This window comes from Microbacterium sp. Root180 (assembly GCF_001428485.1).
In the GTDB taxonomy this organism is placed as follows: Bacteria; Actinomycetota; Actinomycetes; order Actinomycetales; family Microbacteriaceae; genus Microbacterium.
The window spans coordinates 91,511-108,024 of sequence record NZ_LMHS01000002.1 but is presented as its reverse complement, the minus strand read 5'-3'; the positions used below and the strand labels follow the sequence as shown (position 1 = coordinate 108,024).

The following is a 16,514-nucleotide window of genomic DNA, read 5'->3' as shown; positions in this document are numbered from 1 at the left end:
CATGACCACCACCCATCCCGTCGAGAACCTGACGCAGGAGCCGGCGTCGTACGCGGAGCCCGTGGCTCCCGCGCCCCGCGACAAGCCGCTCGGCGGCCGCTTCGTCGGCGCCGCGTCGAACTACATCGACGAGCGCACGAGCCTGTCGGGTTTCGTCAAGGAGCTCGGTCGCAAGATCTTCCCCGACCACTGGTCGTTCATGCTCGGCGAGATCGCGCTGTGGAGCTTCGTCGTCGTCCTCCTCACGGGCACGTTCCTGACGTTCTTCTTCCAGGCCTCGATGGTCGAGACCCACTACCACGGCGCCTACCTCCCGATGCGGGGTATCGAGATGTCCGCCGCGATGGCCTCGACACTCGAGATCTCGTTCGACCTGCGCGGCGGTCTGCTGGTGCGCCAGATGCACCACTGGGCGGCTCTCGTCTTCGTCGCCGGCATCGGCGTGCACATGCTGCGCGTGTTCTTCACCGGCGCGTTCCGCAAGCCGCGCGAACTCAACTGGGTGATCGGCTTCATCCTGTTCATCCTCGCGATGGGTGAGGGCTTCACCGGCTACTCGCTCCCCGACGACGTGCTCTCGGGCAACGGCCTGCGCATCATCGACGGCATGGTCAAGGGCATTCCGCTGATCGGCACGTGGACCTCGTTCCTCCTCTTCGGCGGCGAGTTCCCCGGCACCGCGATCGTCGGCCGCCTGTACTCCCTGCACATCCTGCTGCTCCCGGCCATCCTGGTGGGCCTGCTCGTCCTTCACCTCATGCTGATGGTGATCAACAAGCACACCCAGTTCGCCGGCGCGGGACGCACCAACAGCGTCGTCGTGGGCTACCCGATGATGCCGGTCTACATGTCGAAGATGGGCGGGTTCCTGTTCATCACGTTCGGGTTCATCGCCCTCATCGCGGCGCTGTTCACGATCAACCCGATCTGGAACTACGGCCCGTACGACCCGTCGCCGGTCTCGGCGGGCACGCAGCCCGACTGGTACATCGGCTTCGCGGACGGCGCGCTCCGCCTCATCCCGCCGGGCTGGGAGTTCGTGTTCCTCGACCACACCTGGTCGTTCAACATCCTCGTTCCGCTGGTCGGCCTCGGCGTGTTCATCGTGCTGGTCCTGATCTACCCGTTCATCGAGGCGTGGGTCACGGGCGACAAGCGCGAGCACCACATCGCCGAGCGTCCTCGCAACGCCGCCACGCGCACGGCCATCGGCGCCGCAGGCGTGACCTTCTACGCGGTGCTGTGGGCCGCGGCCGCGTCCGACATCATCGCGACCCACTTCTGGCTCACGATGGAGGGCGTCATCCACACCCTCCAGGCTCTGCTGTTCGTCGGCCCCGTGATCGCCTACTTCGTCACGAAGCGCATGTGCATCGCGCTCCAGAAGAAGGACCGCGAGATCGCGCTGCACGGCTATGAGTCCGGACGCATCGTCCGCCTGCCCGGCGGCGAGTACATCGAGGTCCACCAGCCCGTCGACGAGTACGAGCGCTACAAGCTCGTCGAGTTCGGCACGTACGAGCCTCTCGTGGTCCGTCCGAATGCCAAGGGTCGGATCCCGTGGCACGAGAACGTCCGTGCGGCCCTCTCGCGCTGGTTCTTCGAGGACCGCCTCTCCCCCGTCACGCAGACCGAGCTCGACGCGGCGCTGGCCCACCAGCACCACACGCTCGACCACATCGCGACCGAGGAGGACGCCGAGCTGCAGGCCGCGCACGAGCGCGCCGGCGTGCCGGATGCTCCGCACAAGCCGATCGACGACGGTCGCAACTCCGAGACCGCCGTGCGTCCGTCGAACGTCATCGTCCCCGAGGACGGCGAGAAGAAGCCCCGCAACCGCGAGAAGGAGGGCGGCCAGTAGGTCGCTGCGCGGTTCGACCGGATGCCTCGGCAACCAGCCCTCGCGGGCGTGGTGCCGGGGCATCCGTCGTCATGGCTCCGCACACCGGCGCAGCGCTCACCGGAACGGCAGGATTGCGTCGACGCGTGACCGACGCCCTGGCTCCGCCCCCGCTGCCGACGCCGTAGCGTGGAGGCCATGACCTCCGCACTGGACTACTTCTCGGCCAAGCTCTCTCTCGAGACCGACGCCTCCGACGTGTACGCGGCTCAGAAGGCCGGCGAGCCGTTCGTGCTCGTCGACGTCCGTGGTGACGAGGCGTGGGCGCAGGGGCGCATCACCGGCGCCGTGCACATGCCGCACGCCGAGATCGCCGAACGAGCGCCGAAGGAGCTCGACCCCGCGGTGCCCGTCGTCGTCTACTGCTGGAGCCCGGGATGCAACGGCGGCGCCAAGGGCGCGCTGGCCTTCGCGAAGCTCGGCTACCGCGTCAAGGAGATGATCGGCGGCTACGAGTACTGGATCCGCGAGGGTCAGCCGATCGAGAACGACGAGGGCGCGCTCCCCCGCACGTTCGACGCGCAGGTCATGGTCGTCCGCCAGCCGGTGAGCCCTTGAGCGGCGTCAGGCCGACTCGAATCCTTCGGTGAAGCGGGCGGCTGCGGCGCCGTAGAACGACGCGTCAGGATGGGCCGAGAAGCTCTCCGGTGCTCCCCGTTCGACATCGCAGACCACCACGGTGACGTTGTCGCGCGTGCCGGCCTCCAGCGCGAGTGCGACCGCACCCGCTGCGGCCTCGGGCGCGCTGCGGTGCGCGACGGCGCCCGCGATGTCCTCGTGCGGCACATAGTCGCTCAGGCCGTCGCTGCACAGCACCCAGCGGTCGCCCGTGCGCGCCTCGTGCTCAGCGACCACCACCCGGTCGCGTTCGCCGCCGCTCAGCGACGCCGTGATGAGGTTGCGGCGGGGGTGGGATGCCGCATCCTGCTCCCTCACGAGCCCTCGATCGACGAGCGCCTGAACGTACGAGTCATCGCGAGTCTGCTGCGTCAGGACGCCGTCACGCAGAAGGTATGCACGCGAGTCGCCGGTGTGGGCGAGAAGCACCGTGTCGCGCTCGGAAACGAACACCCCGGTGAAGGTCGTGGCCATACCGCTGAGCGACGGATCGCGCTCCACGTGCGCGCGCAGGTCCCAGTTCGCCGCGCGCACGCTCACGACGAGCGTCTCGGGATCGACGGTGCCGACGCGCCCCGCCGCCAGACGATGGACGAACGCCGCCGACGCGAGGTCTCCGGCGGGGCCGCCGCCGACTCCGTCGGCGACCGCACCTCCCCAGGGCGCCGTGAAGGCGGCATCCTGGTTGACGGAGCGGTGCGTCCCGGTATCGGAGACGGCCGCGGACTGCAGCCGTACGCTCGAGGGCGTCAGCGGCACGATCAGCGCGCGAAATACCCGCGGTAGTACTCGAACACCCAGCCCACGATGGCGACGACGAAGACGCCCACGCCGATCGGCACCATCCACGTGCCGACGGCGAGACCGATCATGGCCAGCGCCGCCGAGAATGCAAGCACGATGGGCCACCACGACCAGGGGCTGAACTCGCCCAGCTCGGGATCGCCGTCATCGATGTCGGAGGTCAGCACGTCCTCGGGCAGCTCGCCGCCCTGCGCCTTGTGCACGCGGCCGATGTAGAACGCGATGAGGGCGCCCATGAGGGCCGTGAAGAGCAGGGCGATGGAGCCGACCCACTCGATCGCGTTGACGACCGGCAGCTGCGGGTGCGCGAGGATGCTCCAGGTCGTGTACACGACCGCCATCAGCACGAAGAACGCGCTGAGAAGCCACCAGAGTCCGGTGTTGGTGCGCACTTACTTCACCTCTCCCTCGGCGAGATCGACGACCGGGGCTTCGGGCGCGTCCTTCGCAGGACCCACGCCGACGGGGATGCCCGCCTCGGGGTGGTTGAGGTCGAACGCCGGACGCTCGCTGCGGATGCGCGGGATCGACGTGAAGTTATGCCGGGGCGGGGGGCACGAGGTCGCCCACTCGAGCGACGCGCCATAGCCCCACGGGTCGTTCACCGTCACGCGCGGCGCCTTGCGGGCCGTGATCCACACGTTGAAGAGGAACGGGATCATCGAGGCTCCGAGGAGCATCGCGCCCACCGTCGAGACCTGGTTCTGCCAGGTCCAGCCATCAGCCGCCGAGTAGTCCGCATAGCGGCGGACCATGCCGTCGACACCCAGCCAGTGCTGGATGAGGAACGTCATGTGGAAGCCGATGAACAGCATCCAGAAATGCACGATGCCCAGACGCTCGTTGAGCATCTTCCCCGTCCACTTCGGCCACCAGAAGTAGAAGCCGGAGAACATCGCGAACACGACGGTTCCGAAGACGACGTAGTGGAAGTGCGCGACGACGAAGTACGAGTCGGACAGCGCGAAGTCCAGCGGCGGAGAGGCGAGGATCACACCGGTCAGACCACCGAACACGAACGACACGAGGAATCCGAGCGCGAAGACCATCGGCGTCTCGAAGGTCACCGAGCCGCGCCACATCGTGCCGATCCAGTTGAAGATCTTCACGCCCGTCGGCACGGCGATGAGCATGGTCATCACGGCGAAGAACGGCAGGAGCACCGCGCCGGTCACGTACATGTGGTGAGCCCACACGGCCACCGAGAGCGCGGCGATCGCGATCGTCGCGTAGACCAGCGTCTTGTAGCCGAAGATCGGCTTGCGGCTGAACACCGGGAGCACTTCGGAGATGATTCCGAAGAACGGCAGCGCGATGATGTACACCTCTGGGTGTCCGAAGAACCAGAACAGGTGCTGCCACAGCAGCACGCCGCCATTGGCCGGGTCGTAGATGTGCGCACCGAGCACGCGATCGGCCGCGGCGGCGAGGATGGCGGCGGCGAGGATCGGGAACGCCATCAGGATCAGGATGCTGGTGACCAGCGTGTTCCACGAGAAGATCGGCATGCGCCACATGGTCATGCCCGGCGCGCGCATCGTGATGATCGTGGTGATGAAGTTCACCGCGCCGAGGATCGTGCCGAAGCCGCTCATGCCGAGGCCGAGCATCCAGAGGTTTCCTCCGACACCTGGCGAGAATGTGGCATTCGCCAGCGGCTGATACGCGAACCAGCCGAACGCGGCGGCTCCCTGCGGAGTGAGGAAGCCCGCGACGGCGATGGTCGAGCCGAAGAGGAACAGCCAGAAGGCGAAGGCGTTCAGACGCGGGAACGCGACGTCGGGCGCGCCGATCTGCAGCGGCAGGATCGCGTTCGCGAAGCCTGCGAACAGCGGCGTCGCGAACATCAGCAGCATGATCGTGCCGTGCATCGTGAACAGCTGGTTGTACTGCTCCTTGGTCGGGATGAGCTGCATCCCGGGCTCGAAGAGCTCGGCGCGGATGATCAGCGCCATGACTCCGCCGAGGAGGAAGAACACCACGGAGGAGATGAGGTACAGGTAGCCGATCGTCTTGTGGTCCGTGGAGGTGATCCACTTGACGATGATGTTGCCCTTCTGCTCGACGCGCGAAGCGCTGAGCAGAGCTGCCTGGCGAGGCGGCAGGGTGGTCGGGCGACCCTGCGTCTTCTCCTGAAGCGGAAGCGTCGTCGCCATGGTCAGTTGTCTCCCTCTTCGTCATCAGGCGTACCGCCGGTGCCGGGCTGGTTCTGCAGCCGGTCGTACTCGTCGTTGATGTCGCCCGTCTGACCGGAGTCGCGGAGAGAGCCGAGGTACTCCTCGTACTCCGCCTCGCTCACGACCTTGACGTTGAACAGCATCATCGAGTGGTACTCGCCGCAGAGCTCGGCGCACTTGCCGGCGTACTCGCCCTCGCGGGTCGGGGTGAAGGACCAGAAGTTGTCCCTCCCGATGTACATGTCCTTCTTGTACAGGAAGTCGATGATCCAGAACGAGTGGATCACGTCGCGCGACTGGAGCTTGATCTTGACCGTCTTGTCGACCGGGAGGACCAGCGTGGGCAGTTCGCTCGTGACGTTGCCCTCGTCGTCGGTCTGCGCCTGGACGCCCATGGTCCAGACCGTCTCGTCTTCGGACTCGCCGTCGTACTGGAAGTCCCAGGACCACTGCTTGCCGATCGCGACGATGGACACGTCGGGGTCTTCCGTCTGCGTCTCGAGAGTGGTCTGGTCGCGCGCGGTGAAGGCGAAGAAGCCGATCACCAGGATGAGCGGGACGATCGTGTAGAAGATCTCGATCGGCATGTTGTAGCGCAGCTGGACCGGCAGTCCGACCTGGCCCTTGCGGCGGCGGTAGGCGATGGCCGCCCAGCCCATCAGACCCCAGGTGATCACGCCGACGGCGAGCAGCACGATCCACGAGTTGACCCACAGACCGGCGACCATGTCGGTGTGGTTCGTGGCGGGCGTGCCGTCTTCGACGAAGCCCGGGAGGAAGCCGTGCAGCTCGGTCGGGGTGCACCCGGCGAGGACTGCGGCCGTTGCGATCCCGACGGGAAGAACGGCCCAGCGGATTCGACGTTTCGAGGGCACAATGCACCTTTCCGGGTCGTGAAAAGAACTCTTGCCAGTCTAGGGCAAGCGCCCAGGCGATTCAGGCCAACCGCCCAGCTTCGAACGTCTTCGCAGCGGGGAAAAACCGCAGGCCCGGGCACTCCGAAGAGTGCGCCGGGCCCGACGAAAATCGGTTCGGATCAGTGGAAGCTGTCGCCGCATGCGCAGCTGCCGGCCGCGTTCGGGTTGTCGATCGTGAAGCCCTGCTCCGAGATCGTGTCCTTGAAGTCGATCGTGGCGCCGTCGAGGTACGGGACGCTCATGTCGTCGACGATCACCTCGACACCGTCGAAGTCCACCGCCTTGTCGCCGTCGAGGTACCGCTCGTCGAAGTAGAGCTGGTAGATCAGGCCGCTGCATCCGCCCGGCTGGACGGCCACGCGGAGGCGCAGGTCGTCGCGGCCCTCCTGCGAGAGCAGGCTCTTCACCTTCAGCGATGCGGCATCGGTCAGCAGGACGCCGTGCTCGCGAACGGGCTGGTCGGTCGACAGTGCAGTGTCGGTCATGGCACTCCTCCGGACGGGCCGCGATGGCGGCGGGATGCTGCGATTCTACCCGCGTTCGCCGGGAACCGGCTCCGAGCGGGGCGTGTCCTCGCCCCGCTCGGGTGCGGCCGGGCTACTCCCCCGAATCGCGCCGGTCGAGCTTCTCGAGGAGCAGCGCCTCCGAGAGCACCGCGTTGCGGAACGTGTCGAGGTGCAGCGACTCGTTCGGGCTGTGCGCCCTGGCATGCGGGTCCTCCACTCCGGTCACGAGGATCTGGGCGCCGGGGAACTCCCGAACGAGGTCGGCGATGAACGGAATGGATCCGCCGACGCCGATGTCGACCGATTCGACCCCGTAGCCCTCGCGCAGCGCTTCACGCGCAGTCGCGACGGCCCAGCCGGTCGTGTCGACGAGGAAGGCGTCTCCGAAGTCCTGGTCGGTGAAAGCCAGTTCGGCTCCGAACGGCGCATGAGCACGAAGGTGCGCCTCGATCGCTGCGTAGGCATCCCGAGCGCGCTGCCCGGGCGCGACGCGGGCACTGATCACGACCGAGATCTCCGGGCTCAGGGTGTTCGAGGCGTTCACGACGCTCGGGGCATCGATGCCGGTCACCGTGATCGACGGCTTGTTCCAGATGCGGCTGAGGATCGTGCCGCGTCCGATCGGCGACACGCCCGCCGGAAGCCCCGCCTCGTCTCGCAGCGTCTCCTCGCTGTAGGGCGGAGTCTCGGCGGTGCGCTCGGTCAGTCCCTCGACCGCGACCGCGCCGTCCTCGTCCCACAGGGTGGCGAGCAGCTTCACGGTCGCCATCATCGCGTCGGGCACCGCCCCGCCGAACATGCCGGAGTGCGAGGCGTGCTCGAGCGTCTTCACCCGCATCGTGAAGCGGGTGTTGCCCCGCAGCGACACGGTGAGCGCCGGAGTCTTCGCGTCCCAGTTGCCGGAGTCGGCGACCACGATCACGTCGGCGCGCAGGGCATCGGCGTTGTCGGAGAGGAACTGCGCGAACGACTTCGAACCGGCCTCCTCCTCACCCTCGAAGAAGAGCGCGACGCCGAGGTCGAAGTCGTCGCCGACCGCCTCCTTCAGCGCCCTCAGGGCAGCGACGTGCGCCATCACGCCGGCCTTGTCGTCGGCGGCGCCGCGTCCGTACAGCCGACCGCCCCGGAGCGTCGGCTCGAACGGCGGCGACTCCCAGAGCCCCTCGTCACCGACGGGCTGAACGTCATGGTGCGCGTAGAGCAGGATCGTCGGACGGCCGTTGCGGGCGGCGCGGGTCGCGAGCACGGCAGGCTGGCCCTGCTCGCTCGTCCCCGGGACCGCGGCACGGCGGATCTCGACGGTCTCGAACAGCCCCAGCCCCCGCACGAGGTCGGCCACGGCCTCGGCGCTGCGCTGCACCGGCTCCTCGTCGAATCCGGGGAAGGCGATCGACGGGATGCGCACGAGCGCACCCAGATCGGCGAGAGCGGAAGGGATGCCGGAGGCCGCGGCTTCGCGCACGGCATCCTGTCGGGAGAGGTCAGTGGTCATGCGGGTAATCTTAAGTGCACCCCATCTCCCGCACTGAGGATCATCGTGGCCAAGAACTCCGCAGCACCCGCGTCGAACGACGTACCCTCCGAGGGGACCACGCTGAACGGCGCCCCGATCCCCGGCGGAAAGGGCCGCGCGACGCCGAGCCGCGCCGAGCAGGAGGCCGCCCGCAAGCGCCCCCTCGTGCCCGACACCAAAGAGGCCAAGGCGCGTCAGCGCGCCGAGCTGCAGACGCAGCGCGAGAAGGCGCGGGTCGGCATGGCCGCCGGTGACCCCAAGTACCTCCCGGCGCGCGACCAGGGTGCGCAGCGCAAGTTCGTGCGGGACTACGTCGACGGCGGCTGGCACCTCGGCGAAGCCGTCATGCCCGCCATGGTGGTCGTCATCCTCGCGACGTTCATCCCGCTGCGCGACGTGCAGTTCTACTCGTTCGTCGCCCTCTGGATCTTCATCTTCTTCGTCATCGGCGACATGGTGCTGACGTCGATCATGGTCAAGCGTGCGGTGAAGGCGAAGTTCGGGGCCGACAAGATCGAGAAGGGCCTCGGCTGGTACGCGGCGATGCGCACCGTGCAGATGCGCTTCCTCCGTCTTCCCAAGCCGCAGGTCAAGCGCGGCCAGCGCCCGGTCTGACGCGCTCAGCGGGACGGGTCGCGCAGACCTCGGTTGATCTGGCGAGCCCACAGCGGCCCTCGGTAGAGGAAGGCCGTGTAGCCCTGCACGAGGGCGGCTCCGGCATCCAGCCGCTCCTGCACGTCTCGAGCGGTCTCCACGCCGCCGACGGAGATCACGCAGAAGTCGGCCGGGACCGCCGCCCGCACGAGGCGGAGGACCGCGAGAGCGCGCTCCTTGAGCGGTGCGCCTGACAGCCCGCCGTCCCCTGCGGCCGCGACGACCGACGGGTCTGTCGCGAGTCCGTCGCGCGAGATCGTCGTGTTGGTGGCGATGAGTCCGGCCAGACCGAGATCGACGGCGAGCCCCGCGACAGCGGTGACCTCCTCGTCGGGCAGGTCGGGCGCGATCTTGACGAGCAGCGGTGTGGCCCCGGCGGCGTCGCGCACGGCCTCGAGCAGCGGACGCAGGGTCTCGACGGCCTGAAGCCCGCGGAGTCCGGGGGTGTTCGGCGACGACACGTTCACGACGAGATAGTCCGCGAGCGGCGCGAGCAGCGTCGCGCTGCGCACGTAGTCGGCCGTCGCGTTCTCGACATCGACGACGCGGCTCTTGCCGATGTTGACGCCGAGGACTCCGCGCCGGCGGCGACGGCGGAGCTTCTCGAGGCGCACCGCCGCGGCTTCGGCGCCGTGGTTGTTGAAGCCCATCCGGTTGACGACCGCACGATCGTGGATGAGGCGGAACAGGCGAGGGCGGGGGTTGCCCTCCTGCGGGATCGCGGTAAGCGTGCCGACCTCGACGTGCCCGAATCCCAGGGCGAACAGACCGGCAGCGCCTTTCACGTCCTTGTCGAAGCCCGCCGCGACGCCGAACGGCGAGTCGAAGCGCAGGCCGAGCGCGGTCACCGCCAGGTCGGGATCGGGGCGCGTGAGGGCACGTGCCAGCCACGAGAACGGGGCCACGCCGAGGACGCGGATCACGGTCATGGCGCCATGGTGCGCGGTCTCGGGATCCATGCGCGACAGCACGGTCCGGAAGAGGAGGGGATACATCGGTTCCAGGCTAGCCGGTCGCCTTGCGGCGGCCCGACGCGATGTCAGTCGACGGATGCCTCGGCCGGCGCCGACAGCTGGTGGTCGGCCCGCAGCTGCTCGATGGCGGACTCGAAATCCTCCAGGGAGTCGAAGGCCTGGTAGACGCTCGCGAAGCGCAGGTAGGCGACCTCGTCGAGCTCGCGCAGCGGGCCGAGGATCGCGAGGCCGATCTCGTTGGTATCGAGCTGCGAGGCGCCGGTCTGTCGCACCGTCTCCTCGACGGTCTGCGCCAGCACCGCGAGGTCGGCTTCTGTGACGGGGCGTCCCTGGCAGGCCTTGCGCACGCCCGACATGACCTTCTCGCGGCTGAAGGGCTCGATGACACCGGAGCGCTTGATGACGTTGAGGCTCGCCGTCTCGACCGTCGTGAAGCGTCCGCCGCATTCGGGGCACTGACGACGACGGCGGATGCTGAGCCCGTCGTCGCTCGTGCGCGAGTCGATGACGCGGGAATCGGGGTGGCGGCAGAACGGACAGTGCATGGCAGGGACAGACTACGCCTCGGCGGCGCGGGTCAGGCCTCGAAGCGGGCGACGACGGCTTCGCCGTGGGCGGGGAGAGCCTCGGCCTCGGCGAGGACGACGATGGCGTCGCGCACCTCGGCGAGCGCGGCCCTGTCGTACTCGATCACCTGCTGCGGCCGAAGGAAGGTCGCCGCGGACAGACCCGCCGAGTACCGTGCCTGACCCCCCGTCGGAAGCACGTGATTGCTGCCGGCGAGGTAGTCGCCGAGGCTCACGGGCGAGTCCGGGCCGACGAACACCGCCCCCGCGTGGACGAAGTCCTCCGGGCGCGGATCGACCAGGTGCAGCTCGAGGTGCTCGGGCGCGTAGGCGTTGCTGAAGGCGGTCGCGACGGCGAGGTCGTCGACCAGCACGATGGCGGACTGCGGGCCTGCCAGCGCCGCCGCCACGCGCCGTGCGTGGCGCGTGGCCGTCGCGCGCGGCACGACGTCCGCCGCCACGGCCTGCGCGAGAGCCTCCGATGTCGTCACGAGGACCGCCGAGGCCTGCTCGTCGTGCTCGGCCTGGCTGATGAGGTCCGCGGACACCAGGCGCGGGTCCGCGCTGTCGTCGGCGACGATGAGGATCTCGGTCGCGCCGGCCTCGGAATCCGTCCCTACCAGCCCCGCCACCGCACGCTTGGCCGCAGCGACGAAGTTGTTGCCCGGACCGGTGACGACGTCGACCGGTTCGAGACCGAGCGCCGCGACCCCGTGCGCGAGCGCCCCGATCGCGCCCGCACCGCCCATCGCGTAGACCTCGTCGACGCCGAGCAGGCGCGCCGCGGCGAGGATCACGGGGTGCACGCGTCCGGCGTGATCGCGCTGGGGCGGTGACGCGAGCGCGATCTCGGACACTCCGGCGACCTGCGCGGGAACGACGTTCATGACGACGCTCGACGGGTACACCGCCTTGCCGCCGGGAACGTAGAGGCCGACCCGGCGCACCGGCTGCCAGCGCTGGGTCACGTGTGCGCCCGCTCCGAGCACGGTGGTGACCTGCCCCGGCACCTGGGCAGCGGATGCCTCCCGCACCCGTGCGATCGCCTCTTCGAGAGCGGCGCGCACCGCCGGGTCGAGCGCCGCGACGGCCTCATCGACGTGCGAGGACGGGACCCGGATGTCGTGACCAGCGACGCCGTCGAACTGTTCTGCCTGGTCGCGCAGCGCCGTCTCGCCATGCGAGGCGACGTCGGCCACGATGCGGGCAGCGGTCGCGAGCGCCTCCTCGCGGGCCGCGGTCGCCCGCGGAACGGTCGCGAGCAGCTCGGCGGGAGTGAGCACGCGCCCGCGCAGGTCGATCGTGCGGAGCATCCTTCTACGCTAGCGCGGGGCTGACGGGGTTCACCCGCGTGTGACGTCGGAGACGTCGTGCAGGTACCCGATGCGACCGTCCTCGTGCCGCACGACGAACGCCTCGCCGCGGTCTTCGATCACGAGAGCCCACGCGGACGGTCCGATGCGGAAGACCGGGATTCCGATCTCGTCGACGACGTCGCGCTCTTCGGGCACGAGTGCCCAGAAAGCCTGGTGACGAGCGGGTTCGGCGGCGGGCTCGACGGTCGAGGAGGGCTCCGCAACGCGCTCGAAGGTGTCACGCGAGTGCGCGGGCGCGAACGCGCTGGTGTCGGCGGTCGGTTCGGCCGGAGCCGGCGCATCGGAGGATGCGTAGGGCGACGGGACGTCGGGCGCGGGCGCGTACGGGCTGATGTCGGACGCGTCGGCTTCCGACGTGCGGGGCGCACGCGCGGGACGCGGCGACACCGGACGGATCGGGCGCGCACTGCGGTGGGCGGGCACCTCGGGGCGGCCGCGGAAGTCCTCGCAGAGGACAGGGATCAGCGGGGCGAAAACGGTCAGCACGACACCGGCGAGCATGAGCACGCCTTCGACCCAGATGACCCACGAGCGCGCCCAGGCGCCGGTCTCGATCGCGAACTCGACCGTCTCCCAGATCAGCTGCAACCAGACGACCGCCGCCACCGAGAAGGCGACGGAGGCGAACTGGTCGATGCCGAGCGATCCGACCCGCCGGATGCCCTGCGGCGACAGGCGTCGCAGCGCGATCAGGAACACCGCGACGGTCGGCACGGCGATCGCGAGGATCCAGAGGATCGCCGACGTCCACACCGACTCGAAGCGTCCGACGCTGATCGAGAAGAACGAGACGACGAACGCGACGAGCCAGACTCCGGCGATGGCCACCTCGCGGATCGAGAACGGCCCGACGCCGTACTGCGGGGCCTCGTCGGACCGCACGACAGTCTCTTCGACCTCGAAATCCTCATCCAGCTGGTCGTCCGTCACGGTACTCCCTTCCGGCCGCTCTCGGCGGCATACGTCGTTGTCATGCTACTCACGCCATATGAGACGGAAATGAGATGCGGCGCGGTGTCAGCCGAGGCACTGCGGCCCGAGCAGTCCCTTGAGCTCGCCGTACAGGTCGGCGGTGAGACGCACCGGGTGGGGCACGTCGAACACCTTGGCGACCGGTCCGGCATGGAGCTTCACCGTCACCTCGGTGTCGCCCTTGTGCCGGTCGAGCATCTGGCGCAGCTCCGCCACGAGAACCTCGCTGGCTCGGCGCTCCGGGATGACCAGGACGAGCGGGCCAGAAGCATCCATCGTCCCGAGATCGGGTGCGAACGCCGACTGCGCATGGAGATTCAGTCCGTCGTCGCGCCGTGACACGCGCCCGCGCACGACCAGGATCGAGTCGGCGACGAGCATCGACGCGAATTCGGTGTAGGTCTTCCCCATGAACATCACCGTCACCTCGCCGTTGAAATCCTCGACGGTGATCATGCCGTACGGGTTGCCGCTGGCCTTGGCGACGCGGTGCTGAACGCTGGTCACGAGGCCGGCGACGGTCACCTGGTCGCCGTCGTCCACATCCTCGGAGGAGAGCAGGTCGTGGATGCTCGTCGACGCGTGCTTGGCGAGCGGGATCTCGAGGCCCGCGAGCGGGTGGTCTGAGACGTAGAGCCCCAGCATCTCGCGCTCGAACGCCAGTTTGTCCTTCTTGACCCACTCCGGGCGTTCCGGAACCTTCGCCGGCATGACCTCCTCGGCCTCGTCGTAGAGGCTGTCGAAGTCGAAGCCGATCGCGCCCGTCGCCGCCTTCCGCTTGGTCTCCACCGCGGCTTCGGTGGCGTCCTCGTGGATCTCCATGAGCGCGCGGCGGGTCGAGCCGAGCGAGTCGAAGGCGCCGGCCTTGATCAGGGACTCGACCGTGCGCTTGTTCGAGACGTGCGCGGGCACCTTCGCGAGGAAGTCGTGGAAGCTGCTGAATCCTTCGTCGGAGCGGGATGCCACGATCCCGTCCACCACATTGGCGCCGACGTTGCGAACGGCGCCGAGTCCGAATCGGATGTCTTCGCCGACGGCCGCGAAGTACCGGATCGACTGACCGACATCGGGCGGGAGCACCTTGATTCCCATGCGACGGCACTCGTTGAGATAGACGGCCATCTTGTCTTTCGAGTCGCCGACGCTGGTGAGCAGCGCGGCCATGTACTCGGCCGGATAGTGCGCCTTGAGATACGCCGTCCAGTACGACACGAGGCCGTACGCGGCCGAGTGGGCCTTGTTGAACGCGTAGTCCGAGAACGGCAGGAGGATCTCCCAGAGCTTGCGCACGGCGTCATCGGAGTAGCCATTCGCATGCATGCCGGCTTCGAAGCCCTCGAACTGCTTGTCGAGCTCGGACTTCTTCTTCTTTCCCATCGCGCGTCGCAGGATGTCGGCCTGGCCGAGGCTGAAGCCCGCGACCCGCTGGGCGATCGCCATCACCTGCTCCTGATAGATGATCAGGCCGTAACTGGTGTCGAGGATGTCCGCCAGCGACTCCTCGAACTCCTTGTGGATCGGCGTGATGTCCTGCTGGCCGTTCTTGCGCAGTGCGTAGTTGATGTGCGAGTTGGCGCCCATCGGGCCCGGGCGGTACAGCGCGATGACCGCCGAGATGTCCTCGAAGTTGTCGGGCTTCATCAGTCGCAGCAGCGAGCGCATGGGTCCGCCGTCGAGTTGGAACACGCCGAGCGTGTCGCCGCGGCCGAGGAGCTCGTACGACTCCCTGTCATCGAGGTCGAGGTCTTCGAGGACCAGCGGATGACCGCGGTTGGCAGCGATGTTGTCGAGGGCGTCGTTGATGATCGTGAGGTTGCGCAACCCCAGGAAGTCCATCTTGATGAGGCCCAGCGATTCGCATGCCGGGTAGTCGAACTGCGTGACGATCTGGCCGTCCTGCTCGCGGCGCATGATCGGGATGATGTCGATCAGCGGTTCGCTCGACATGATCACACCGGCCGCATGCACGCCCCATTGGCGCTTGAGGTTCTCGAGGCCGACCGCGGTGTCGAAGACGGTCTTGGCCTCGGCATCCGTCTCGATCAGTGCGCGGAACTCCGACGCCTCCTTGAAGCGGGGGTGGTCCTTGTCGAACATGCCCTCCAGCGGCATGTCCTTGCCCATCACCGCCGGCGGCATCGCCTTGGTGAGCTTCTCCCCCATGCTGAACGGGAAGCCGAGCACACGACCCGCGTCCTTCAGCGCCTGCTTGGCCTTGATCGTTCCGTAGGTCACGATCTGGGCGACGCGCTCGTCGCCGTACTTCTCTGTGACGTACTGGATCACCTCGCCACGGCGACGGTCGTCGAAGTCGACGTCGAAGTCGGGCATCGAGACGCGGTCCGGGTTGAGGAACCGCTCGAAGATGAGACCGTGCTTCAGCGGGTCGAGGTCGGTGATCTGCATCGCGTACGCGGCCATCGAGCCCGCGCCCGAGCCGCGCCCGGGGCCGACGCGGATGCCGTTGCGCTTGGCCCAGTTGATGAAGTCGGCGACGACCAGGAAGTAGCCGGGGAACCCCATCTGCACGATGACGCCGGTCTCGTACTCCGCCTGCGTGCGCACGTCGTCGGGGATTCCGTCGGGGTACCGCACGCGGAGGCCGTTCTCGACCTCCTTGACGAACCAGGACTCTTCGGTCTCGCCCGCGGGGACCGGGAAGCGCGGCATGTAGTTGGCGCTCGTGTTGAACTCGATGTCGCAGCGCTCGGCGATCAGCAGCGTGTTGTCGCACGCCTCGGGGTGATCGCGGAAGATCTGTCGCATCTCGGCGGGCGTCTTGACGTAGTAGCCGTCGCCGTCGAACTTGAACCGCTTCGGATCGTCCAGCGTCGAACCCGACTGCACGCACAGCAGCGCGGCGTGGCTGTTCGCGTCGTGCTGGTGGGTGTAGTGGAGGTCATTGGTCGCGACCAGGGGGATGTCGAGATCTTTGGAGATCCTCAGCAGGTCGGTCATCACGCGGCGCTCGATGGACAGCCCGTGATCCATGATCTCGGCGAAGTAGTTCTCTTTGCCGAACAGATCCTGGAACTCGGCCGCCGCGGCGCGCGCGGCGTCGTACTGCCCCAGGCGCAGACGCGTCTGCACCTCTCCGGACGGGCAGCCGGTCGTGGCGATCAGCCCCTTGCCGTACTTCTGAAGGAGCTCGCGGTCCATCCGCGGCTTGAAGTAGTAGCCCTCCATGCTCGCCAAGGACGAGAGCCGGAAGAGGTTGTGCATGCCCTCGGTGCTGTGCGAGAGCAGCGTCATGTGGGTATATGCCCCCGCGCCCGAGACGTCGTCGTCGTTCTGCTCGGGCGTGCCCCACCGCACGCGCGCCTTGTCGGAGCGATGCGTGCCCGGGGTGACGTAGGCCTCGATGCCGATGATCGGCTTGATGCCGGCATCCTTCGCGGTCTTGTAGAACTCGTAGGCCGCGAACGTGTTGCCGTGGTCGGTGACCGCGATCGCCGGCATCTCGAGGCGGACCGCCTCTTGCACCATCGGCCCGATGCGGGCTGCTCCGTCGAGCATCGAGTACTCGCTGTGCACGTG

14 protein-coding genes are annotated in these 16,514 nt (G+C 68.1%); 3 read left to right on the top strand and 11 right to left on the bottom strand.

Annotated features, from left to right (window positions below; all coding sequences use genetic code 11):
• Position 1 precedes the first annotated feature (1 nt).
• Both ASD93_RS04790 and ASD93_RS04785 read left to right on the top strand, forming a co-directional pair.
• Complete coding sequence (locus ASD93_RS04790; RefSeq protein WP_235566886.1) at positions 2 to 1,861, top strand: cytochrome b; 1,860 nt, start codon at positions 2 to 4, stop codon at positions 1,859 to 1,861.
• A gap of 177 nt (positions 1,862 to 2,038) precedes the next feature.
• Complete coding sequence (locus ASD93_RS04785; protein WP_056119482.1) at positions 2,039 to 2,458, top strand: rhodanese-like domain-containing protein; 420 nt, start codon at positions 2,039 to 2,041, stop codon at positions 2,456 to 2,458.
• Between the two features lie 6 nt (positions 2,459 to 2,464).
• On the opposite strand, the gene ASD93_RS04780 is transcribed toward ASD93_RS04785, so the two are convergent.
• The 6 genes from ASD93_RS04780 to ASD93_RS04755 all read right to left on the bottom strand — a co-directional run bounded on the left by ASD93_RS04780 (position 2,465) and on the right by ASD93_RS04755 (position 8,414).
• Positions 2,465 to 3,277, bottom strand: coding sequence for a PP2C family protein-serine/threonine phosphatase (locus ASD93_RS04780; RefSeq protein ID WP_235566885.1), 813 nt, complete (start codon positions 3,275 to 3,277; stop codon positions 2,465 to 2,467).
• A gap of 2 nt (positions 3,278 to 3,279) precedes the next feature.
• Positions 3,280 to 3,714: a cytochrome c oxidase subunit 4 gene (locus tag ASD93_RS04775; RefSeq protein ID WP_056119479.1), complete on the bottom strand. Its 435-nt coding sequence runs from the start codon at positions 3,712 to 3,714 to the stop codon at positions 3,280 to 3,282.
• Positions 3,715 to 5,478, bottom strand: a complete 1,764-nt coding sequence (gene ctaD / locus ASD93_RS04770; protein ID WP_056119476.1) for a cytochrome c oxidase subunit I — start codon at positions 5,476 to 5,478, stop codon at positions 3,715 to 3,717. It lies immediately after the preceding gene.
• 2 nt (positions 5,479 to 5,480) lie between these two features.
• Positions 5,481 to 6,374, bottom strand: coding sequence for a cytochrome c oxidase subunit II (gene coxB / locus ASD93_RS04765; protein WP_056119473.1), 894 nt, complete (start codon positions 6,372 to 6,374; stop codon positions 5,481 to 5,483).
• A gap of 161 nt (positions 6,375 to 6,535) precedes the next feature.
• Positions 6,536 to 6,901 carry a HesB/IscA family protein gene (locus tag ASD93_RS04760; RefSeq protein WP_056119470.1) on the bottom strand — a complete coding sequence of 122 codons (366 nt, stop codon included), beginning with the start codon at positions 6,899 to 6,901 and terminating at the stop codon, positions 6,536 to 6,538.
• A gap of 112 nt (positions 6,902 to 7,013) precedes the next feature.
• Positions 7,014 to 8,414, bottom strand: a complete 1,401-nt coding sequence (locus ASD93_RS04755) for a dipeptidase (RefSeq protein WP_056119468.1) — start codon at positions 8,412 to 8,414, stop codon at positions 7,014 to 7,016.
• A gap of 45 nt (positions 8,415 to 8,459) precedes the next feature.
• On the opposite strand from ASD93_RS04755, the gene ASD93_RS04750 reads away from it, so the two are divergent.
• Entirely contained in the window at positions 8,460 to 9,050 is a 591-nt protein-coding gene (locus ASD93_RS04750) for a DUF3043 domain-containing protein (protein ID WP_082569182.1), read from the top strand.
• 5 nt (positions 9,051 to 9,055) lie between these two features.
• Here ASD93_RS04750 and ASD93_RS04745 read toward each other — a convergent pair whose 3' ends face one another.
• The 5 genes from ASD93_RS04745 to dnaE form a co-directional block, all read right to left on the bottom strand.
• Complete coding sequence (locus ASD93_RS04745) at positions 9,056 to 10,084, bottom strand: quinone-dependent dihydroorotate dehydrogenase (RefSeq protein ID WP_056119466.1); 1,029 nt, start codon at positions 10,082 to 10,084, stop codon at positions 9,056 to 9,058.
• Positions 10,085 to 10,128: 44 nt separating this feature from the next.
• Positions 10,129 to 10,608, bottom strand: a complete 480-nt coding sequence (nrdR, locus tag ASD93_RS04740) for a transcriptional regulator NrdR (protein ID WP_056119463.1) — start codon at positions 10,606 to 10,608, stop codon at positions 10,129 to 10,131.
• Between the two features lie 32 nt (positions 10,609 to 10,640).
• Positions 10,641 to 11,942, bottom strand: coding sequence for a histidinol dehydrogenase (gene hisD / locus ASD93_RS04735; RefSeq protein WP_056119460.1), 1,302 nt, complete (start codon positions 11,940 to 11,942; stop codon positions 10,641 to 10,643).
• A gap of 30 nt (positions 11,943 to 11,972) precedes the next feature.
• The gene (locus ASD93_RS04730; protein WP_056119457.1) at positions 11,973 to 12,935 is read right to left on the bottom strand and encodes a hypothetical protein; all 963 of its coding nucleotides are present in this window, start codon (positions 12,933 to 12,935) and stop codon (positions 11,973 to 11,975) included.
• An 87-nt stretch (positions 12,936 to 13,022) separates the two neighbouring features.
• The gene (gene dnaE, locus ASD93_RS04725; RefSeq protein ID WP_056120877.1) at positions 13,023 to 16,493 is read right to left on the bottom strand and encodes a DNA polymerase III subunit alpha; all 3,471 of its coding nucleotides are present in this window, start codon (positions 16,491 to 16,493) and stop codon (positions 13,023 to 13,025) included.
• Positions 16,494 to 16,514 lie beyond the last annotated feature (21 nt).

Excerpts from the sequence above, each read along its gene's own strand:
- ASD93_RS04785 (WP_056119482.1), top strand. The coding sequence starts at position 2,039 with ATGACCTCCGCACTGGACTACTTCTCGGCCAAGCTCTCTCTCGAGACC.
- ASD93_RS04790 (WP_235566886.1), top strand. The coding sequence starts at position 2 with ATGACCACCACCCATCCCGTCGAGAACCTGACGCAGGAGCCGGCGTCG.
- dnaE (WP_056120877.1), bottom strand. The coding sequence starts at position 16,493 with ATGCTCGACGGAGCAGCCCGCATCGGGCCGATGGTGCAAGAGGCGGTC.
- ASD93_RS04760 (WP_056119470.1), bottom strand. The coding sequence starts at position 6,901 with ATGACCGACACTGCACTGTCGACCGACCAGCCCGTTCGCGAGCACGGC.
- nrdR (WP_056119463.1), bottom strand. The coding sequence starts at position 10,608 with ATGCACTGTCCGTTCTGCCGCCACCCCGATTCCCGCGTCATCGACTCG.
- ASD93_RS04745 (WP_056119466.1), bottom strand. The coding sequence starts at position 10,084 with ATGTATCCCCTCCTCTTCCGGACCGTGCTGTCGCGCATGGATCCCGAG.
- ctaD (WP_056119476.1), bottom strand. The coding sequence starts at position 5,478 with ATGGCGACGACGCTTCCGCTTCAGGAGAAGACGCAGGGTCGCCCGACC.
- ASD93_RS04755 (WP_056119468.1), bottom strand. The coding sequence starts at position 8,414 with ATGACCACTGACCTCTCCCGACAGGATGCCGTGCGCGAAGCCGCGGCC.
- hisD (WP_056119460.1), bottom strand. The coding sequence starts at position 11,942 with ATGCTCCGCACGATCGACCTGCGCGGGCGCGTGCTCACTCCCGCCGAG.